The organism is Clostridium sp. DFI.5.61 (genome assembly GCF_024462915.1).
Classification (GTDB): domain Bacteria; phylum Bacillota; class Clostridia; order Oscillospirales; family Oscillospiraceae; genus Lawsonibacter; species Lawsonibacter asaccharolyticus.
Genome location: NZ_JANGBZ010000027.1, coordinates 18798 through 36924 on the forward strand (window position 1 = coordinate 18798; position 18127 = coordinate 36924).

An 18127-nucleotide genomic window follows, 5' to 3' on the forward strand; every position below is an offset into this window, starting at 1 on the left:
GGATAGCACAGGCCGATAAAAGGCAGGTCAAAGAGAGATGAAAGTTTTCTGAAAATGGGACAAAAATCAGGGCGCGCTTCCAAAGAAGCGCGCCCTGCTCTTATTTCGCGTACTCGATGGCTTTGGTCTCCCGCAGCAGATGCACCTTGATCTGGCCGGGGTACTCCAGCTCGTCCTCGATCTTCTTGGCAATGTCCCGGGCCAGCAGCACCATCTGGTCCTCGCTGACCACCTCGGGCTTGACCATGATGCGGACCTCCCGGCCCGCCTGGATGGCGAAGGACTTCTCCACCCCGGGGAAGGAGGAGGTGATCTCTTCCAGCATCTCCAGACGCTTGATGTAGTTCTCCAGATTCTCCCGCCGGGCTCCGGGCCGGGCCGCGGAGATGGCGTCGGCCGCCTGGACCAGGCAGGCGACGATGGTCTTGGGCTCCACATCATTGTGGTGGGCGTGGATGGCGTGGATGACGCCCTCGCTCTCCCGGTACTTCTTGGCCAGCTCCACGCCGATGGTAACATGGGAGCCCTCCACCTCGTGGTCGATGGACTTGCCCAGGTCGTGGAGCAGTCCGGCCCGCTTGGCCTCGGCCACGTTGGCGCCGATCTCGGCGGCCAGCAGGCCGGCGATGTGGGAGACCTCGATGGAGTGGTTGAGCACGTTCTGTCCGTAGCTGGTGCGGTAGTGCATCCGGCCCAGCAGCTTGACCAGCTCGGGGTGCAGACCGTGGACATTGGTCTCAAAGACCGCGCGCTCCCCTTCGGCCTTGATGGTGGCGTCCACCTCCCGCTTGGCCTTCTCCACCATCTCCTCGATGCGGGCGGGGTGGATGCGGCCGTCCAGGATCAGCTTCTCCAGGGCCAGCCGGGCGATCTCCCGGCGGACGGGGTCAAAGCAGGAGACGGTGATGGCCTCCGGCGTGTCGTCGATGATGAGGTCCACCCCGGTCAGGGTCTCCAGGGTGCGGATGTTGCGGCCCTCGCGGCCGATGATGCGGCCCTTCATTTCGTCATTGGGCAGAGGGACCACAGACACGGTGGCCTCCGCCACGTGGTCGGCGGCGCAGCGCTGGATGGCCAGGGAGATGATCTCCCGGGCCTTAGTGTCCGCCTCGTCCTTGAAGCGGGCCTCGATCTCCTTGATCTTCATGGCAGACTCGTGGGTCACATCGGCCTCCAGCTGATCCAGCAGATACTTCTTGGCCTCCTCGGCGGTGAAGCCGGAGATCCGCTCCAGGACCTCCATCTGGCTCTGCTTGATCTCCTCCGCCTCGGCCTGGGTGGCTTCCAGCTTGGCCAAACGGTTGGAGAGATGCTCCTCCTTGCGCTCCATGTTCTCGGTCTTGCGGTCCAGGTTCTCTTCCTTCTGCTGCAGCCGGCGCTCCTGCTTCTGCAGGTCGGCCCGGCGTTCCTTCTCCTCCCGCTCGTACTCGTTGCGGGCCTTCAGGATCTCCTCCTTCGCCTCTACCAGCGCCTCGCGCTTCTTGCTCTCGGCACTCTTGTACGCCTCGTTGACGATGCGCTTGGCCTCCTCTTCCGCGGAGCCGATCTCCCGTTCCGCCGTCGCCCTGCGCCGCTGGTATCCGAACAGGCCGCCCAGCACAAAGGCCAGCACAGCCACGACGCCCCCGATCATATAGGGTAACATTGGGTTTTTACACCTCCATAAATTTCAGATCTTGGAACCTGCGTTCCCTGCGGCGGACCGCCGCGGCTGCCTTTTCGGCATAAAATGAGCCGCAAGGCGCGCCGTGCCGCACAGCGGCGGAGCATCCTTGCGACAACTGAAAAACTTCCCCCATGTTTTTCATTTGTGTCCTGTTCATATTGTAAAGGCAACTGCGGTCTCTGTCAAGATTTATTCACATTTACCACAAATTTATTGTCAGACATTTTTACTCTTTTCATAACGTGCTCCCATATTTCGACAAATTTTTTATTTATTTTGCCGGCATTTCTCTCATATTTTTTGCTTGGGGGATTTTCCGCTCCGCCCGGAGGGCAGAAAAAGGCCCGGCACGCCGGATGGGCGCGCCGGGCCTTCCCGCTCAGACCTGCTGGGGCAGGGAGTCATCCTCCCGGACCCAGTCCTCCACATGGACTACGGAGTACTCCCGCTCGGTGTTTCGGATGACCACCCGGTCTATGCCCGCGTTGATGATGAGGCGCCGGCACATGGAGCAGGAGGTGGCGTCATGGAGCAGCTCGCCGCTCTTGGCCTCCCGTCCGGCCAGATAGAGGGTGGCCCCCAGGGTGTCCCGCCGTGCGGCGGAGATGATGGCGTTCATCTCCGCATGGACCGAGCGGCACAGTTCATACCGCTCTCCGCTGGGCACATTCATGGCCTCCCGAGTGCAGTAGCCCAGATCCATGCAGTTTTTCCGCCCCCTGGGCGCGCCGTTGTACCCGGTGGAAACGATCTCGTCGTTCTTGACGATGATGGCTCCGTAGCACCGCCGCAGGCAGGTGGAGCGCTCCAGCACCGTCTCCGCGATGTCCAGATAGTAGTTCTCCTTGTCGATCCGCTTCATGGCCGCCCTCCTTTTTTCGACAGTATAGCCCAATTTGTCCGTCCGCGCAAGACAGTTTACATTTTGTTTACGATTGGTTCCTTGACCGCCGCCATTTCCCGCGGTATCATATCAACATGCCAAATTGGCGGTTCCCGCTTTCCAGAGGAGGCTCTTTCATGATCCGGAATGCCATTCAGCGCTTTATGTACGGCCGGTACGGCGGCGACCAGCTCAATGTTTTCCTGCTGGTCCTGTATCTGATCTTTTATTTTATTTCTATCTGGACCAATTTTCTCCCCCTGTACTGGCTGTCTCTCGTTGTGATCGTCTGGGGACTTTTTCGAATGTTGTCCCGCAATCTCCCCCGCCGGCGGGCGGAGAACGCCAAGTTTATGCAGCTGGCCGGACCGGCCATCAACTGGTTCCACCTCCGCCGCACCATGCACCGGGACAAGGAGCACCGCTATTTCCGCTGCCCTAGCTGCGGTCAGCAGCTCCGGGTACCCAAGGGCAAGGGAAAGATCACCGTCACCTGCCGCAGCTGCGGCGCCGTCTTCCAGGAAAAAAGCTGAAGATACACGTACCGCCCAGGCCCTTTCCCGGCCTGGGCGGTCTTTTTCTCTAAAGCTGTTTCTTCCGCAGGAGCCGGATGTCCTCCCCAAAGAAGTGGAGCAGGTGGTACTCCCCCTCCAGCCGGGAGGCGATCTGGGGGGAGTAGCGGACAGCAGCCTCCTCCATAGACAGGTTAGAGGAGATGACGGTGCGCTTTCCCCCCACCAGCCGCCCGTTGATCAGCTCGTAGAGGGCGGACTGGGTGAACTGGGTGGTCAGCTCGCTGCCCAGGTCGTCCAGGATCAGCAGGTCACAGCCCAGATAGCGCCGGGTCTCGTCCCGGGCCTCCCGGCCGTCGTCGCTGTCCCGGAGGAACTTCCGGGCCTCGAACTGCGCGAACACGTTCCCCGCTGTGTCATACACCACCGAATGTCCGTTCTCCGACACAGTGCGGGCGATGCAGGCAGACAGGAAGGTCTTGCCCAGCCCGGGGGCCCCGCTGAGGAAGAGGTTTTTGAAGTAGAAGCGGCCGAACTTCTGGGCATAGTTGAGACACACCTCGTACACCAGCTCCATGTTCTCCCGGGGGGAGGTGCCCCATTCGGGCCAGAAGCTGGTGCTGTAATAGTCCATCCGGAAGGTGTCGAAGGACTGCTCCCCCAGGTCCAGCAGCTTGGACAGCTCCCGGATCTGCTCCTGGGCGCACAGCGCCCGCAGGCAGCGGCACATCTCAGTGCCCCTCCAGCCCGTGTCCCCGCACAGGGGGCAGGCGGGCTTGTCATCCAGGGCGTCCTCCGCCAGATCCATGCGGGCCAGCAGCTCCGCCCGCTCCTGCTGGAGGGCCAGGTTCTTCCGCCGCACCTCCTCCACCGTGGGAGCGCCCCCCTCCCCCCGGCGCAGGGAGGCGGCAAACAGCTCGGTCATGGTGCCCCGCAGCTGCCGGTCGATCTCCGACAGCCGGGGCTGGCGCTGACAAGCGGCCCGCCGCAGGGCCTGCTGCTGCTCCTCCCGGGCGCGGCGCTCCCCCTCCAGCCGGGCGGTGGCCCGGCGCAGGACCGCAGGGTCATATGACATCTCTTATTCCTCCTCCCGCTTCATCTGCTCCATCAGGCGGCGCATCCGCTCCATGTCCTCCCGCACCCGGCGCTCCTCTCCGGGCTGAGGAGTCCGCCCCTGGGTCGGCGCCCCGCCCCGGTTCCGGCGCAGGCCGTCCCCGGCCTGGATGGCCGCCACGGTGTGCAGCCCCTTCTCGTGCCAGCGGCGCAGGATGCCGTTCATATAGCCCCAGTCCATAGACTGCTTTTTCATCACCGTCTTCTCATAGGCCAGGCGCAGGGCCTCGTTGTCAAAGCCCATATCCTGCCAGGCGGCGATATAGGTCCTCTCCCGCTCCACCAGGGGGCGGGCCGGGATGTCCAGCAGCCGCAGCACCTCCCGTTCCCGGGTGCGCAGCTGAGCCAGCTTTTTCAGGTGGGCCTCCGCCGCCTCCACGGTGTCGATGCCCTGCCTGGACCAGGCAAAGCCCTCCTTGCGCACCTGGGAGAGGAAGGGGCGCCGCCCCGGCCCGTACTTCCGCTCCGTCTCCTCGATGCACCAGGTGACCAGCATCAGGATTACCTCGCCGGGCAGGGCCAGGTGGTCATACAGGGTGAGCAGGATCTTCAGGTCATTGGCAGACAGCCGCTTGCCCAGGCGGCGCTCCACCTCGTCCGCCAGGGCGGAGAAGGTGGAGCCCACCTCCTGGAGGGCGGCAGTGACGTCCTGGGTGGTGTATTCGGGGGGCAGCGCCTCCTGAACAGGGGGTGCCGGGGGCGGCGGAGCGGCCTCCGCCCCCGCCATTCCCTGGGCGGAGAGCAGGTCCAGCGCCCCCTGGAGCCGCTCCCGGGGCCAGTTCAGGCCGGCGGCGTTCCCGTGGCCCAGCAGGTAGAGATACAGCAGGGCGGCGTCTCCGCTGTCCAGCCGGATCAGCCGCTCGGCCGCCGCCGCCGGCATGGACAGGATGCTGCCCGGCATCAGAGGTCCGGTCATCCCATGCCCCTCCCTTCCACAAAAGTCTGCGACCATTTTACTCTAAAATCGCCCCGGCGTAAACCTCCAAAATCCCAAGGGCAAAAAAATAAAAAATTCATGGTAAATTTGTTTTTCAAGCGGCCTGTTCTGTGGTATAATGATTGCCATCTTGAAACAGCAGAGACCGGGAGGGGCTTCACGATGAAAAACAAGATCACCGTCTCCATCGCGGGACAGGAATACACCATGGTAGCCGCCGAGGGCGAGGACTATGTCCGCCGGGTGGCCGCCCATGTGGACAGCCAGATGCGGGAGGTCCTCTCCCAGGGCCGTCTCTCCCAGGCGGACGGCGCCGTTCTGGCCGCCATGAACATCGCGGACCAGTATTTCAAGGAGCAGGAGGCCGCCGAAAACCTGCGCCGCCAGATCAAGGAGTATCTGGAGGAGGCCACCAAGCTGAAAATGGAGCTCTCCGAGGCCAAGCGGGAGATCTTCAAGCTCCAGAACCACAAATAAGCGCAGGAGAGGGGTTCCCCGCCGGGGACGGGGGCCCCTCTTCCCTGCGGACGCGCCGCCTGAGGGCGGATCTTTACGGGAGGTGCCTTATGCTGGAGCTTCTCGCCCCTGCCGGGTCCATGGAGGCGGTCACCGCCGCCGTACAGAACGGGGCAGACGCCGTCTATCTGGGATATGGGGATTTCAACGCCCGCCGCAACGCGAAGAACTTCACCGGGGATGAAGCTGCGGCGGCGGTTTCTTATTGCCATCTGCGGGGCGTCAAGGTGTTCCTCACCCTGAACACCCTGCTCACCGACCGGGAGCTGGCCGGCGCCGCTCAGGAGGCCGCCCAGGCCAGCGCCATGGGGGTGGACGCGGTACTGGTCCAGGATCTGGGGGTGCTGCGGATGCTTCGGCAGACGGTGCCCGACCTGCCGGTCCACGCCTCCACCCAGATGACAGTCCACAGCCTGGACGGGGTGAAGCAGTGCGCCGACCTGGGGATGAGCCGGGTGGTCCTCTCCCGGGAGCTGTCCCGGGACCAGATCGAGTACATCTGCGCCCGCTCTCCGGTGGAGATCGAGGTGTTCGCCCACGGGGCCCTGTGCATGTGCTACTCCGGCCAGTGCTTCTTCTCCTCCGTCATCGGGGGACGCAGCGGCAACCGGGGGCTGTGTGCCCAGCCCTGCCGGCTGAAGTACGGCTGGGGGAACAAGGCAGACGGCAGCCCCCTGTCCCTGAAGGACATGTCCCTGGCAGGCCACCTCCGGGAACTGAGGAAGATGGGGGTGGCCTGTGTTAAGATCGAGGGGCGGATGAAGCGCCCCGAGTATGTGGCCGTGGTCACTGGCATCTATGCCCGGGCCATCCGGGAGGGGCGGGAGCCCACGGCCGAGGAGCTGGAGCAGCTGCGCTCCGCCTTCTCCCGGGACGGCTTCACGGACGGCTACTTTCTGGGGCAGACGGGGCCGGAGATGTTCGGCACCCGTCAGGACGAGGCGGAGCCCCGGGAGCTGTTCACCCAGGCCCGGGCCACCTATGAGAGCGGGGAGAACCGGAAGGAGCCGGTGCGGATGTACGCCATGCTCCGCCGGGGGGAGCCCGCCCAGGTGGCCGTCCAGGACGCTCAGGAGCATCTGGCCTCCGTCACCGGCCCGGTGCCGGAGGAGGCGGTGAACGTCCCCCTGACCCGTGAGAAGGTGGAGGGACAGCTCTCCCGCACCGGAGGGACTCCCTTCTCCTGTGAGAAGGTCACCGTCCACGTGGATGAAGGGCTCTCCCTCCCCCTGTCGGCCCTCAACGCCCTGCGCCGGCAGGCTCTGGAGGAGCTGGGCCGGCAGCGCACCGCACTGCCGGAGCGCCGCTGCGAGCCCTTCCGCCCCGGGGTACGCTATGAGAACCGGAAGCAGCCCCCTGTCTACACCCTCTCTGTGCGCGCCGCCGAACAGGTCAGCCCGGAGCTGCTCCGCCTCGCCCCCGCCCTCCTCTACCTCCCCGCCGGGGAGGGGGCGGCCCACCCGGAGGTGGTGGAGCAGGCCCAGAAGGCCGGGGTGCGGGTGGCCGCCCTGCTGCCCCGCATCTGCACCGACCGGGAGGCACCCGCCCTCTTCCAGGAGCTGGAACGGCTGCGGGCGATGGGGGTGACCGACGCCCTGGCCGGCACCCTGGACAGTGCCCGCCGGGCGGCGGAGCTGGGCTTCACCCTGCGGGGGGACTACGGTCTGGGGGTATTCAACGGCCAGACGCTGAAGGAGCTTAAGCGCCTGGGCTTCCGCTCCGCCACTCTCTCCTTTGAGCTGAAGCTGGCCCAGATCCGGGACCTGTCCAAGGGGCTGGACACCGAGCTGGTGGTCTACGGCCGCCTGCCCCTGATGATCACCGAGAACTGCATCATCCACAACCACAGCGGCCGGCACACCTGTGCCAACGTGAACCTCCTTACCGACCGGAAGGGGGAGCGCTTCCCTGTGGTGAAAGCCCCGGGCTGCCGCAATGAGATCCTCAATTCCAAGAAGCTGTTCCTGGCGGACAAGGCCGGAGACTGGCAGCGCCTGGGTCTCTGGGCAGGGCGTCTGATGTTCACCACCGAGAACGCCCGGGAGTGCGTCCAGGTGCTGGAGCGCTACCTGGGCCGGGGCAGCTATCAGCCCAACGACTACACCCGGGGCCTGTATTACCGGGGGGTAGAATAAAGCGCGGAACGCGGAGAGGAGGTCCCCCCTATGTTCAGCCGGCAGCGCCTGTTCTGGCACCGCGGGCCCTATGACCTGCCCAGCACAGACCAGCTCTTTCTCCAGGCGACGGCGGACTGCTGCGCCTTCCACATGGCCCGCTGCCCCCAGTACCGGGCCATTGCGGAGCACCTGGGCTTCTCCCCGGACCAGCTGCGCACCATGGACGACCTGGTCCGGGTGCCCATGCTGCCCACCCTGTTCTTCAAGCGCCACGCCCTCTTCTCCATGCCCCGGCGGCGGATGGTGATGAAGGTCACCTCCTCGGGGACCAGCGGCACCTTCAGCCAGGTGGGCTTCGACCTGGGCTGCATCTGGGCGGAGGTCCCCATGGTCCTCCGGCTGGGCTGGCGGCACCGGCTCATCTCTTTCCGCCCCGCCAACTATGTTGTGCTGGGTTACAAGCCAGACCGGCGCAGCTCTGCCGGCGTTACCCGCACCATGTTCGGCATGACCTTCTTCGCCCCGCCCCTCCGCCGCTTTTATGCCCTCCGCTGGCAGGGGGAGGGCTACGTCCCTGACCTGGACGGTGCGGTGGAGGCCCTGGAGCGGTTCTCCCGCTCTCCCTTCCCCACCCGGATCGTGGGCTTCCCCTCCTATCTCTGGTTCGGACTGAAGCGGATGGAAGAGCTGGGCATCTCTCTGCGCCTGCGGCCCGGTTCCAAGATCCTGCTGGCCGGGGGCTGGAAGCAGCACTGGCAGCAGCAGGTGGACAAGTCAGTGCTCTACTCCCTGGTCCGGCGGGTGCTGGGGGTGGGGGAGGAGGACATCCATGAGCTGTTCGGCGCCGTAGAGCACCCCATCTTCTATAACACCTGCCCCAGGCACCACTTCCATGTGCCCATCTACTCCCGGGTCCTGATCCGTGACCCGGCCACCCTGGAGCCCCTGCCCATGGGACAGGTGGGGCTGGTCAACCTCATCTCCCCCCTCATCCGGGCCACTCCGGTCACCAGCGTGGTCACTGACGACCTGGGCTATCTCACCCCGGGGGATGCCTGCGGGTGCGGCCTGACCTCCCCCTACCTGACCCTGCTGGGCCGGGTGGGCCTGGGGGACATCAAGACCTGCGCCGCCGGCGCGGCGGACCTGCTGGGAAAGGGGGAGGGGTTTTGATCTTCGCCAACGGACGCCTGCTCCCGGACAGCCAGCTGTCCCAGGTGCTGGAGGAGCTGGAGGAGGCGGTCAATGAGACCCGCGCCTGCCGGACCCTGGAGCCGGAGACCGTCATCTCCGCCCTCCAGGCTGTGGGGGAGCGGCTGGACCGGGGAGAGCTGGACCCGCTCATCCTCCGGTACGCCGGTCCCGGCGGGCGCCGGGAGGTGGCGCACATCCGCCCCCTGCTCCGGCGGGAGGCCCTGGAATACAAGCTGGCCGTGGAGCTGGGCATCCCGCTCTACTCCTTTCAGGAGCGGCCCTTCGGCCGCACCCAGACCGTTCCTCTGGGCACCCTGTTCCATGTCACCGCCGGCAATGTAGACGGCCTGCCCGCCTTCAGCGCAGTGGAGGGCCTGCTCACCGGCAATATCAATCTGGTGAAGCTGCCCTCCGGGGACCAGGGGCTCTCCCTGGCCGTCTTTCAGCTACTGACGGAGCAGGAGCCCCGTCTGGCCCCCTTCCTCTACGCCTTCCAGATCCCATCCCGGGACACCGCCGCCCTGCGACGGCTGGCAGATCTGGCAGACGGGGCGGTGGTGTGGGGCGGCGACGGGGCGGTGACTGCCCTGCGGCAGCTGGCCCCGCCCGGCTGCAAGCTGATGGAGTGGGGCCACCGCCTCAGCTTTGCCTATCTGTCCCGGTGGGAGGGAGAGGAGGACGCTCTCTCCGCTCTGGCGGAGCACCTCATCCAGACCGGGGGACTGCTCTGCTCCTCCTGCCAGGTCATCTTTCTGGACACGGACGCCCTCGGGGAGGGGGAGGCCTTCTGCCGGAGCTTTCTCCCCCTGCTGGAGCGGGCAGCGGACCGCTTCCGTGCTGCCCTTGGGGAGAAGGGGGAGGGGAGCCTGTACGCTTGGGAGACCCGGCTGGAGCACGCCGCCGACCGGCTGCCCGGAACCCTGTTTCCCGGCCGGGGCTGCTCCCTCACCCTGCGGGAGGACCGGGAGCTGGAGCTCTCCCCCCTCCACGGCAATGTGCTGGTGAAGTGTCTGCCCCAGAAGGCTCTGCTCCCTGTCCTGAGGCGGCAGAAGGGCCGTCTCCAGACCGCGGGGCTGCTCTGTCCGGCCCAGGACCGGCCCGCCCTCACCCAGCTCCTCGCCCGGGCCGGAGTGACCCGGATCGCCCCGCCGGGCAGCATGTCCCGCACTCTCTCCGGGGAGGGACACGACGGGGAATTCCCCCTGCGGCGGTACGTCCGGACGGTGGACATCCAGGAGCCGTCCCCGGACCGCCCCATCTGACTGTTGATACTAACTGACCGCAAAGGAGCCGATCATTATGGAACTGAACGTCAAAGCCCTCTCCCCCAAGATCGGGACAGAGATCCCCGCCCCCTTCTACGCCAGCGCCGGCGCCGCCGCCATGGATCTGCATGCCTGTGTGGACCAGGCGGTGACCATCCCCGCCGGCGGGCGGGCGGTGATCCCCACTGGCATCGCCATCGCCCTCCCCTCCGCCGGCTATGTGGCCCTGGTCTTCGCCCGCAGCGGCCTGGGCATCAAACACGGCATCGCCCCTGCCAACTGCGTGGGCGTCATCGACAGCGACTACCGGGGAGAGATCCTGGTGGGACTCCAGAACTCCGGGGACGCAGACTACGTCATCCAGCCCGCTGACCGCATCGCCCAGCTGATGGTGGTCCCGGTGGTCCAGGCCCAGGTGAAGATGGTGGACCAGCTGGATGAGACCCAGCGGGGCGCCGGTGGCTTCGGCTCCACCGGGAAATAGAGATCCGCTGAGAGAGGAGGGTTTGGGCCATGTTCGGATTTTTCAAAAAAAAGGGCGGGGAGATCCCCGAGGAACAGCAGCGGCAGCAGAGGGGGGCTCAGGAGGGGCAGACGCGGCAGGACGCCGCGGAGGTCCCCCAGGAGTTCCGCGCCCTGGGCCAGGACTTTCTGCCGGAGGAGCTGAACATCCTGGCCGTCACCGGGGCCAGCGGCTTCGGCGGCGGGCGCAGCCAGGGGGAGAAGCTGTGGACCGCCTCCATCGGCCTGACCGCCTGGATGGAGGAGGACAGCCCTGACATCCACCAGGGTGACTTCCGCCTGGTAGCCCTGGCCGACGACCGTCTGATGGACTATCTGCGCCAGCGGGTGCCCCGGGACTTCATTATCAAGTGCCGGGCCCGGCTCTCTTTGGACGGCAGCCGCCTGCTGATGCTGGAGCTGCCCCAGCCCGGCTTCGACCCCGACCTGAAGGCCATCCTGGATGAGCAGAAAAAGCCTGTGAGCACCTGGGTGGAGGGGCTGGGCACCTTCACCCTGAACCGCACTGTGGACTGGTTCGAGGCCACCGTGGACTGGCTGGGCAGCGAGATCGCCCTGGACTTCGACCGGGGCGTGCCGGAGGAGATGGCCTCCGCCCAGGAGACCGGACGGGCCCTGATGGCCAGTCAGGCGGACTGGGACCACCGGGTGCGCTCCTATGCCGCCCAAGAGCTGCTCTCCCTGGCCAACGACTGGGCGGCGGACGCCCGGGAGGAGGAGGACGAGGACAGCGGCGCGCCGCTGGTCACCCAGGAGCAGTTCATGGAGCGCATGGAGCTGGAGTCCATCCAGCTGCTGCCCCAGGGCGGGTTCGAGTTCTGGTTCAACGACGGGGATCTGTTCTGGGGCCACTCCATCCACGTCACCGGCTCCCTGGAGTCAGGGCCGGAGAGCGCCCAGATGGAGGGCTGACTCCCCGCGCTCCAATTCATGGAATTTCGAGGTGTTCTCATGTCCATTATCCTGGCTTCCCAATCCCCCCGGCGGCGGGAGCTGCTGGCCCAGATGGGGGTCCCACAATTTGAAGTCGTCCCCGCCCTGGGGGAGGAGATCGCTTCCCCGGGCCTGTCCCCCGCCCAGCTGGTGGAGGTCCTCTCACGCCAGAAAGCGGAGGAGGTGGCTGTCCAGGCCGGGCCGGACGATGTGGTCATTGCCGCCGACACGGTGGTGGCGGTGGACGGTGCCGTGCTGGGCAAGCCCCGGGACCCAGCGGATGCCGCCCGGATGCTCTCCCTGCTCTCCGGCCGGGCCCATACAGTCTACACCGGGGTCACGGTCCGGCGGGGGACCTTCAGCCGCACCGCCCACGAGGCTACCCAGGTCCGCTTCCGCCCGCTGACCCAGTCTGAGATCTCGGCCTATATCGCCACTGGCGAGCCCATGGACAAGGCCGGGGCCTACGGCATCCAGGGCCGGGGCTGTGTGCTGGTGGAGGGGATCGACGGGAATTACCACAATGTGGTTGGCCTGCCCACCTGCCTGCTGGCCGGCATGCTGCGCCAGGTGGGGATTGATGTGCTCACCGGAGGACAGGAGGGGCGTCCATGAAACATTTTCTGCGGCAGAATGGCCTGCTGCTCCTGATCATCGCCCTGCTGCTGTCGGTGCTGATCGGCATCGTGTCCGCCGTGATGGGGGGCAACGCCGACCCTCTCTCCAACGCGGTGGGCTTCATCACCACCCCCATCCGCAATGGGGTGAGCGCCGTGCTGGACTGGGCCGACGGCGTGCGTGCCTATGTCTTTCATTATGAGGAGATGGAGCAGCAGATCCAGGACCTGGAGCGCCAGGTCGCTGAGCTGGAGGAGCAGGCCCGGGAGGGCCAGGAGGCCAGCCGGGAGAACGAGCAGCTGAGGGAGCTGCTGGATCTGCAGGCCAAGCGGAGGGACTTCGTCTTTGAGTCCGCCAAGGTCACCGCCCGCTCCTCCACCAACTGGGACTCCACTCTCACCATCGGCAAGGGGAGCAGCGCGGGTCTGGAGGTCAATGACTGCGTGATCACCGAGACAGGCACCCTGGTGGGGGTGGTCTCTGAGGTGGGTCTGAACTGGTCCAAGGTCTCCACCCTGATCAATACCGACATCGAGATCGGCGGCCAGGTCACCCGCACTTACAGTGCCGGGATCCTGGAGGGAGACTTCACCCTGATGAGCCAGGGCAAGCTGAAGCTGAGCTATCTGCCCGACGGTGCCCAGCTGGTAGCAGGGGACGAGGTGGTGACCTCCGGCAAGGGGGACGTGTTCCCCTCCGGCCTGGTGGTGGGCACCGTGGAGGCCGTCTTCACCGACCCCTCCGGCATGAACCGCTACGCGGTGGTGGAGCCCGATGTGGACCTGGACAGCCTGGTGGAAGTCTTTGTCATCAAGAGCTTTGACATCGTGGAGTGACGCCGCCGCGTTTCCTGCCGTCTCTCTCCCGATCTTTTCCGAAAAGGGGGCGCCCCTGTGACCCGACGAGACCAAATCTATAAGTGGTGCATCTACGCCCTGGGGCTCTTCCCCATCTGGGTGCTGGACGCCTTTGTCCTCAGCCGCTATCCCCTGCTGGGGATCACTCCCACCCTTCTGCCTCTGGCGGTCTCCGCCGTGGCGGTGCTGGAGGGGGCCCTTCCCGGCTCCGGCTTTGGACTGGCGGTGGGGCTGCTCTGGACGCTGGCCTACCCGGGCAGCAGCAGCCTGCTGGTCTTCGGCATGGCGCTGGCCGGCTTCCTGGTGGGCATCGTCTCCCAGTATGCCCTGAACCAGAACTTCCTGGGTTGCCTGATCTGCTCCGCGGCTGTCCTGGCCGTGCAGGAGGTCGTCCGCCTGCTGGCCGGCCTGTTCACCCAGATCGCCCCCATCCAGTCGCTGCTCCAGGTGGCGGTGCCGGAGTTCCTCTGGTCTCTGTGCTGGATGCCCTTGGTCTATCTCATCTTCCGATCCATCTTCCGCCGGGTGGGGGGCACCCGCCTGGCGTGACCTGTCCGCTCTGAAAGGGGGCGTGCGCCATGGAGAAAAAACAATTTCACCGTCGGGGGCTGGGGATGCTCCTCCTGCTGGCCGTCATTCTGTTCGGGCTGGGCTCCTCCCTCTATGACGCCCAGATGATCCACGGGGCGGAGTATCTGGCCCGCTCCCAGAACAGCATTGCGGAGACCCAGACCGTGGAGGCCGCCCGGGGGGACATCCTGGACCGGTACGGCCGGGTGCTGGTCTCCAACCGGGTCACCTATCAGGTCGCCCTGAACACCGACGCCATGGAGAAAAACCGCAACGACATCCTCCTGGCCCTGATCCGCATTGCCCGGGATGCCGGCGTGGAGTGGGAGGACACCCTCCCCATTACCGCCCAGCCCCCCTTCCGCTACACCACGGACACCCCCTTCCAGTATCCCACCACCGATGAAGAGGGCAGCCCCACCACCAGCCTCACCCGCCTGGGGCGGCTGGCGGTAAAGATGAAGTGGATCGATGACCCCACCGCCGACGGGGCCCAGGGCGCCCCCCTTCCCACCGCCGAGGAACTGCTGGAAAAAATGCGGGAGAGCTTTCAGCTGGAGTTGGAGGGCGCGGATATGCGCGCCGTGGCCGGAGTACTGTACGAGCTGTACTACCGCTCCATGGTGAACAGCTGGCCTCCCTATGTCTTTGCGGAGGGCGTAGACATCGACTTCATCTCTAAGGTGAAGGAGCAGGGCCTCTCCGGCGTGGAGATCGAGGCCGCCACCGTCCGCACCTACAACACCGAATACGCTGCCCATCTGCTGGGCCGGGTGGGGGCCATTGAGAACTGGGATGCATATAAGGACCTGGATCTGGACGGGGACGGCACGCCGGACTATGAGATGGACGACACTGTCGGCAAGGAGGGGGCCGAGCTGGCTTTCGAGTCCTACCTGCGGGGCACCGCCGGGGTCCGGGAGGTGGAGCGGAATACCAGCGGCAAGGTGGTGTCCGAGAAGTGGACCACCGCCCCCCAGCCGGGGGACAACGTGGTGCTCACCATCGACATCGACCTTCAGAAGCAGGTGGAGGACATCCTCTCCCAGGCTATTCCCCAGCTGGCCAGTGAGGACACAGAGGGCGCAGCCTGCGTGGTGATGGACGTGAACCGGGCAGAGGTGCTGGCCTCCGCCTCCTACCCCTCCTATCACCTGGCCACCTACTCTGCCGATTTGGCGGAGAACAGCGCTGATCCCCTCAAGCCCTTCCTGAACCGTGCTTTCCAGGGTGTCTATGCCCCCGGCTCCACCTTTAAGATGGTCACCGCTGTCGCCGGACTGGAGAGCGGGATCATTGAGCCGGATACCGAGATCATGGACACTGGCGTCTACACGTATTATCAGGACGACGGCCCCCAGTGCTGGTATTGGCGCCAGTACCGGCGCAAGCACGGCCTGGTGAATGTGTCCGAGGCGTTGGAGGTCTCCTGCAACGTATTCTTCTTCGATGTGGGCCGCCGGGTGGGCATTCAGGGGCTCCAGGAGTTTGCCGCCAAATTCGGCCTCGGGGAGCCCACCGGCATCGAGCTGTATGAGGAGACCGGCGTCATGGCCGGACCGGAGTACACTCAGTCCATGGGGCAGACCTGGTACGAGGGCAGCACCCTGTCGGTGGCCATCGGCCAGGAGAGCAGCCAGTTCACCCCCCTCCAGCTGGCCAACTACATTGCCACCCTGGTCAACGGGGGCACCCGGTACTCTGCCCATCTCCTCAAGGAGGTCAAATCCAGCGACTTCTCCCAGGTGCTTTACACCTACGAACCGGAGGTGCTGGACTCCATCGACATCCAGCCGGAGAATCTGGATGCGGTGAAAGCGGGGATGCTGGCCCTGACCACCGGGAAGGGCTCTCTGGCCCGCTATTTCCAGGACCTTCCTGTCCAGGTGGGCGCCAAGACCGGCTCCGCCCAGGTGAACGCCGAGACGGAATCCAACGCTGTTTTCGTCTGCTTCGCCCCCTATGACGATCCGCAGATCGCCATCTCCCTGGTGGTGGAGAAGGGCGGCAGCGGCTCCACTCTGGCCAGCATCGCGGCGGACATCCTGCGCTACTACTTCTCCGCCGAGGAGTCCCGGGAAGAGACCTTGACGGAGAACACCCTTATCCGGTAAAATAGGGGCCGCTGATCCTATCGGAGTAGAGCCCTCTTCTTCCCACACGCCCCGCTTCCACGGGGCCGTGGATCTTCCCAAGGAGGTTTCCTTTTATGACTGACCGATCTTTGATCCGCAACTTTTCCATCATCGCCCACATCGACCACGGAAAATCCACGCTGTCTGACCGGCTCATTGAGCTGTGTGACGCCGTCCCCCAGCGGGAGATGGAGTCCCAGCTGCTGGACAACATGGATCTGGAGCGGGAGCGGGGCATCACCATCAAGGCCCGGGCCGTCCGCCTGGACTACAAGGCGGAGGACGGCAGGACCTATGCCCTGAACCTGATCGACACCCCGGGCCACGTGGACTTCAACTATGAGGTGTCCCGGTCCCTGGCCGCCTGCGAGGGCGCGGTGCTGGTGGTGGACTCTACCCAGGGTGTGGAGGCCCAGACCCTGGCTAACACCTATCTGGCCCTGGAGCACGACCTGGAGATCCTGCCCGTGTTCAACAAGATCGACCTCCCCGCCGCCGACCCCCAGAAGGCCAAGCACGAGGTGGAGGACATCATCGGCCTGCCCGCCCTGGACGCGCCGGAGATCTCCGCCAAGCAGGGGATCAACATCCCCGCTGTGCTGGAGGACATCGTGCAGAACGTCCCCGCCCCCGCCGGCGACCCGGACGCCCCCCTGAAAGCCCTGATCTTTGACAGCCAGTATGACCCCTATCTGGGCGTCATCGTCTATTTCCGGGTGATGGAGGGCACGCTGAAAAAGGGCATGGGGGTCAAAATGATGGCCTCCGGTGCCAGCTATCAGGTGCTGGACTGCGGGTATCTCCGCCCCCTGGGCATGGACTCCTGCCAGCAGCTCACCGCCGGTGAGGTGGGCTGGTTCACCGCCTCTATCAAGAACGTAAAGGACACTCAGGTGGGTGACACCATCACCGGCGCCGACTGTCCCTCTGCAGCCCCCCTCCCCGGCTATCGGCCGGCCCAGCCCATGGTCTTCTGCGGCATCTACACCGAGGACGGCTCCAAATATCCTGATCTGCGGGACGCCTTGGATAAGCTCCAGCTCAACGACGCCTCCCTGTCCTTCGAACCCGAGTCCTCCATTGCCCTGGGCTTTGGGTTCCGCTGCGGCTTTTTGGGCATGCTCCACATGGAGATCATCCAGGAGCGGCTGGAGCGGGAATTCGACCTGGACTTGGTCACCACCCTCCCCTCCGTGATCTACGAGGTCACCAAGACGGACGGCACCGTGGTGCGGGTGGACAACCCCCACAACTACCCCGATCCCGGCGCCATCCTGGAGGCCCGGGAGCCCTATGCTAAGGTCTCCATCATCTCTCCCCCCGACTATGTGGGCAACATCATGCCCATGTGTCAGGACCGCCGGGGCGTGTTTAAGGACATGCAGTATCTGGACACCAACCTGGTGGAGCTGCACTACTCCATGCCCATCGGCGAGATCATCTACGACTTCTTTGACGCCCTGAAGGCCCGCACCAAGGGCTATGCCTCCCTGGACTACGAGCTGGAGGGCTATGAGCCCAGCGAACTGGTCAAGGTGGACCTGCTGCTCAATGGAGACCAGGTGGACGCCCTCAGCTTCATCGCCCACAGGGACAAGGCCTATGCCCGGGCCCGACGCATCTGCGAGAAGCTGAAGGAAAACATCCCCCGCCAGCTCTTTGAGGTCCCGGTCCAGGCGGCCATCGGCGGCAAGATCATCGCCCGGGAGACCGTCAAGGCCATGCGGAAGGACGTGCTGGCCAAGTGCTACGGCGGCGACATCACCCGCAAGAAGAAGCTGCTGGAGAAGCAAAAGGAAGGCAAAAAGAAAATGCGTACCTTGGGCACAGTCCAACTGCCCACTGAAGCTTTCATGGCAGTCCTCAAGCTGGACGAGGAGTGAGACACCTATGAAAAGATCCCATTTCGGCGTTATGCTGTTTCTGACAGGCAGCCTCGGATACCTTATCTTCAGCTTGTATCTGTCCCAAAATCAATATACCTATAACGGCATGACGGGCACCCTTGCAGCGCTGCTTGGCAACGAGCTACTGATCCCCTACCTCGTTTTTTGCGCTATGGGGGTCATTGGATTTGTCATCTGCCTGTACGAGGCCTTTATCCGTAAACCTTAAGGATATCCCTCCCTGCCAAAAGCACCTTCCCTCCCGCGCTGTCCCATACGCCGGAGGAAGGTGCTTTTTTCTCTCCAGCCTGGTGTTCCAGTGTCAGGATAAAAAACTTCTATCAAGACCATTGAAATGAAGTATTGGACGGGAGAGGAAGAAGTGGTATAATGGCGACAGTAA

Annotated in this window: 17 protein-coding genes; 13 read left to right on the forward strand and 4 right to left on the reverse strand. The window is 64.9% G+C overall.

Annotated features, from left to right (window positions below; genetic code table 11):
- Positions 1-100: 100 nt before the first annotated feature.
- Both rny and NE584_RS12490 read right to left on the reverse strand, forming a co-directional pair.
- On the reverse strand, positions 101-1645 hold the full coding sequence (gene rny / locus NE584_RS12485; protein WP_050623300.1) for a ribonuclease Y: 1545 nt from the start codon (positions 1643-1645) through the stop codon (positions 101-103).
- Positions 1646-2045: 400 nt separating this feature from the next.
- Positions 2046-2528: a deaminase gene (locus tag NE584_RS12490; protein ID WP_108980368.1), complete on the reverse strand. Its 483-nt coding sequence runs from the start codon at positions 2526-2528 to the stop codon at positions 2046-2048.
- A gap of 158 nt (positions 2529-2686) precedes the next feature.
- Here NE584_RS12490 and NE584_RS12495 point away from each other — a divergent pair, with 158 nt between their 5' ends.
- On the forward strand, positions 2687-3082 hold the full coding sequence (locus tag NE584_RS12495) for a hypothetical protein (protein WP_050623298.1): 396 nt from the start codon (positions 2687-2689) through the stop codon (positions 3080-3082).
- Between the two features lie 49 nt (positions 3083-3131).
- Here the strand turns inward: NE584_RS12495 and NE584_RS12500 are convergent, their stop codons facing one another.
- Entirely contained in the window at positions 3132-4136 is a 1005-nt protein-coding gene (locus tag NE584_RS12500) for an ATP-binding protein (RefSeq protein WP_108980367.1), read from the reverse strand.
- 3 nt (positions 4137-4139) lie between these two features.
- Complete coding sequence (locus tag NE584_RS12505) at positions 4140-5090, reverse strand: DnaD domain protein (protein WP_256182964.1); 951 nt, start codon at positions 5088-5090, stop codon at positions 4140-4142.
- A 183-nt stretch (positions 5091-5273) separates the two neighbouring features.
- Here NE584_RS12505 and NE584_RS12510 point away from each other — a divergent pair, with 183 nt between their 5' ends.
- The 12 genes from NE584_RS12510 (at position 5274) to NE584_RS12565 (ending at position 17953) form a co-directional block, all read left to right on the forward strand.
- The gene (locus NE584_RS12510; RefSeq protein WP_050623296.1) at positions 5274-5588 is read left to right on the forward strand and encodes a cell division protein ZapA; all 315 of its coding nucleotides are present in this window, start codon (positions 5274-5276) and stop codon (positions 5586-5588) included.
- Positions 5589-5677: 89 nt separating this feature from the next.
- On the forward strand, positions 5678-7762 hold the full coding sequence (locus NE584_RS12515; protein WP_256182965.1) for a U32 family peptidase: 2085 nt from the start codon (positions 5678-5680) through the stop codon (positions 7760-7762).
- 30 nt (positions 7763-7792) lie between these two features.
- On the forward strand, positions 7793-8917 hold the full coding sequence (locus NE584_RS12520) for an acyl-protein synthetase (protein WP_256182966.1): 1125 nt from the start codon (positions 7793-7795) through the stop codon (positions 8915-8917).
- Positions 8914-10200: an acyl-CoA reductase gene (locus NE584_RS12525; protein WP_256182968.1), complete on the forward strand. Its 1287-nt coding sequence runs from the start codon at positions 8914-8916 to the stop codon at positions 10198-10200. The genes NE584_RS12520 and NE584_RS12525 overlap by 4 nt, the downstream gene beginning before the upstream one ends.
- A 37-nt stretch (positions 10201-10237) precedes the next feature.
- Positions 10238-10687 (forward strand): dUTP diphosphatase, encoded by a 450-nt coding sequence (gene dut / locus NE584_RS12530; protein WP_108980363.1) that lies wholly within the window; start codon positions 10238-10240, stop codon positions 10685-10687.
- Positions 10688-10716: 29 nt separating this feature from the next.
- Positions 10717-11637 carry a DUF2262 domain-containing protein gene (locus NE584_RS12535; RefSeq protein WP_256182970.1) on the forward strand — a complete coding sequence of 307 codons (921 nt, stop codon included), beginning with the start codon at positions 10717-10719 and terminating at the stop codon, positions 11635-11637.
- 39 nt (positions 11638-11676) lie between these two features.
- Positions 11677-12273 (forward strand): nucleoside triphosphate pyrophosphatase, encoded by a 597-nt coding sequence (locus tag NE584_RS12540; RefSeq protein WP_050623290.1) that lies wholly within the window; start codon positions 11677-11679, stop codon positions 12271-12273.
- Complete coding sequence (gene mreC, locus NE584_RS12545; protein WP_050623289.1) at positions 12270-13112, forward strand: rod shape-determining protein MreC; 843 nt, start codon at positions 12270-12272, stop codon at positions 13110-13112. Before NE584_RS12540 ends, mreC begins: the two co-directional genes overlap by 4 nt.
- Before the next feature lie 57 nt (positions 13113-13169).
- Positions 13170-13682 carry a rod shape-determining protein MreD gene (locus NE584_RS12550; protein WP_108980361.1) on the forward strand — a complete coding sequence of 171 codons (513 nt, stop codon included), beginning with the start codon at positions 13170-13172 and terminating at the stop codon, positions 13680-13682.
- Between the two features lie 29 nt (positions 13683-13711).
- Positions 13712-15817, forward strand: a complete 2106-nt coding sequence (locus NE584_RS12555) for a penicillin-binding transpeptidase domain-containing protein (RefSeq protein WP_108980360.1) — start codon at positions 13712-13714, stop codon at positions 15815-15817.
- A 95-nt stretch (positions 15818-15912) separates the two neighbouring features.
- Positions 15913-17721: a translation elongation factor 4 gene (gene lepA, locus NE584_RS12560; protein ID WP_050623286.1), complete on the forward strand. Its 1809-nt coding sequence runs from the start codon at positions 15913-15915 to the stop codon at positions 17719-17721.
- 7 nt (positions 17722-17728) lie between these two features.
- Entirely contained in the window at positions 17729-17953 is a 225-nt protein-coding gene (locus tag NE584_RS12565) for a hypothetical protein (protein ID WP_256182971.1), read from the forward strand.
- Positions 17954-18127: the final 174 nt, after the last annotated feature.

Coding starts and splice junctions, on each gene's coding strand:
- NE584_RS12515 (WP_256182965.1), top strand. CDS start 5,678: ATGCTGGAGCTTCTCGCCCCTGCCGGGTCCATGGAGGCGGTCACCGCC.
- lepA (WP_050623286.1), top strand. CDS start 15,913: ATGACTGACCGATCTTTGATCCGCAACTTTTCCATCATCGCCCACATC.
- NE584_RS12490 (WP_108980368.1), bottom strand. CDS start 2,528: ATGAAGCGGATCGACAAGGAGAACTACTATCTGGACATCGCGGAGACG.
- mreC (WP_050623289.1), top strand. CDS start 12,270: ATGAAACATTTTCTGCGGCAGAATGGCCTGCTGCTCCTGATCATCGCC.
- NE584_RS12510 (WP_050623296.1), top strand. CDS start 5,274: ATGAAAAACAAGATCACCGTCTCCATCGCGGGACAGGAATACACCATG.
- NE584_RS12520 (WP_256182966.1), top strand. CDS start 7,793: ATGTTCAGCCGGCAGCGCCTGTTCTGGCACCGCGGGCCCTATGACCTG.
- dut (WP_108980363.1), top strand. CDS start 10,238: ATGGAACTGAACGTCAAAGCCCTCTCCCCCAAGATCGGGACAGAGATC.
- NE584_RS12535 (WP_256182970.1), top strand. CDS start 10,717: ATGTTCGGATTTTTCAAAAAAAAGGGCGGGGAGATCCCCGAGGAACAG.
- NE584_RS12565 (WP_256182971.1), top strand. CDS start 17,729: ATGAAAAGATCCCATTTCGGCGTTATGCTGTTTCTGACAGGCAGCCTC.
- NE584_RS12495 (WP_050623298.1), top strand. CDS start 2,687: ATGATCCGGAATGCCATTCAGCGCTTTATGTACGGCCGGTACGGCGGC.
- NE584_RS12540 (WP_050623290.1), top strand. CDS start 11,677: ATGTCCATTATCCTGGCTTCCCAATCCCCCCGGCGGCGGGAGCTGCTG.
- NE584_RS12505 (WP_256182964.1), bottom strand. CDS start 5,090: ATGACCGGACCTCTGATGCCGGGCAGCATCCTGTCCATGCCGGCGGCG.
- rny (WP_050623300.1), bottom strand. CDS start 1,645: ATGTTACCCTATATGATCGGGGGCGTCGTGGCTGTGCTGGCCTTTGTG.
- NE584_RS12555 (WP_108980360.1), top strand. CDS start 13,712: ATGGAGAAAAAACAATTTCACCGTCGGGGGCTGGGGATGCTCCTCCTG.
- NE584_RS12500 (WP_108980367.1), bottom strand. CDS start 4,136: ATGTCATATGACCCTGCGGTCCTGCGCCGGGCCACCGCCCGGCTGGAG.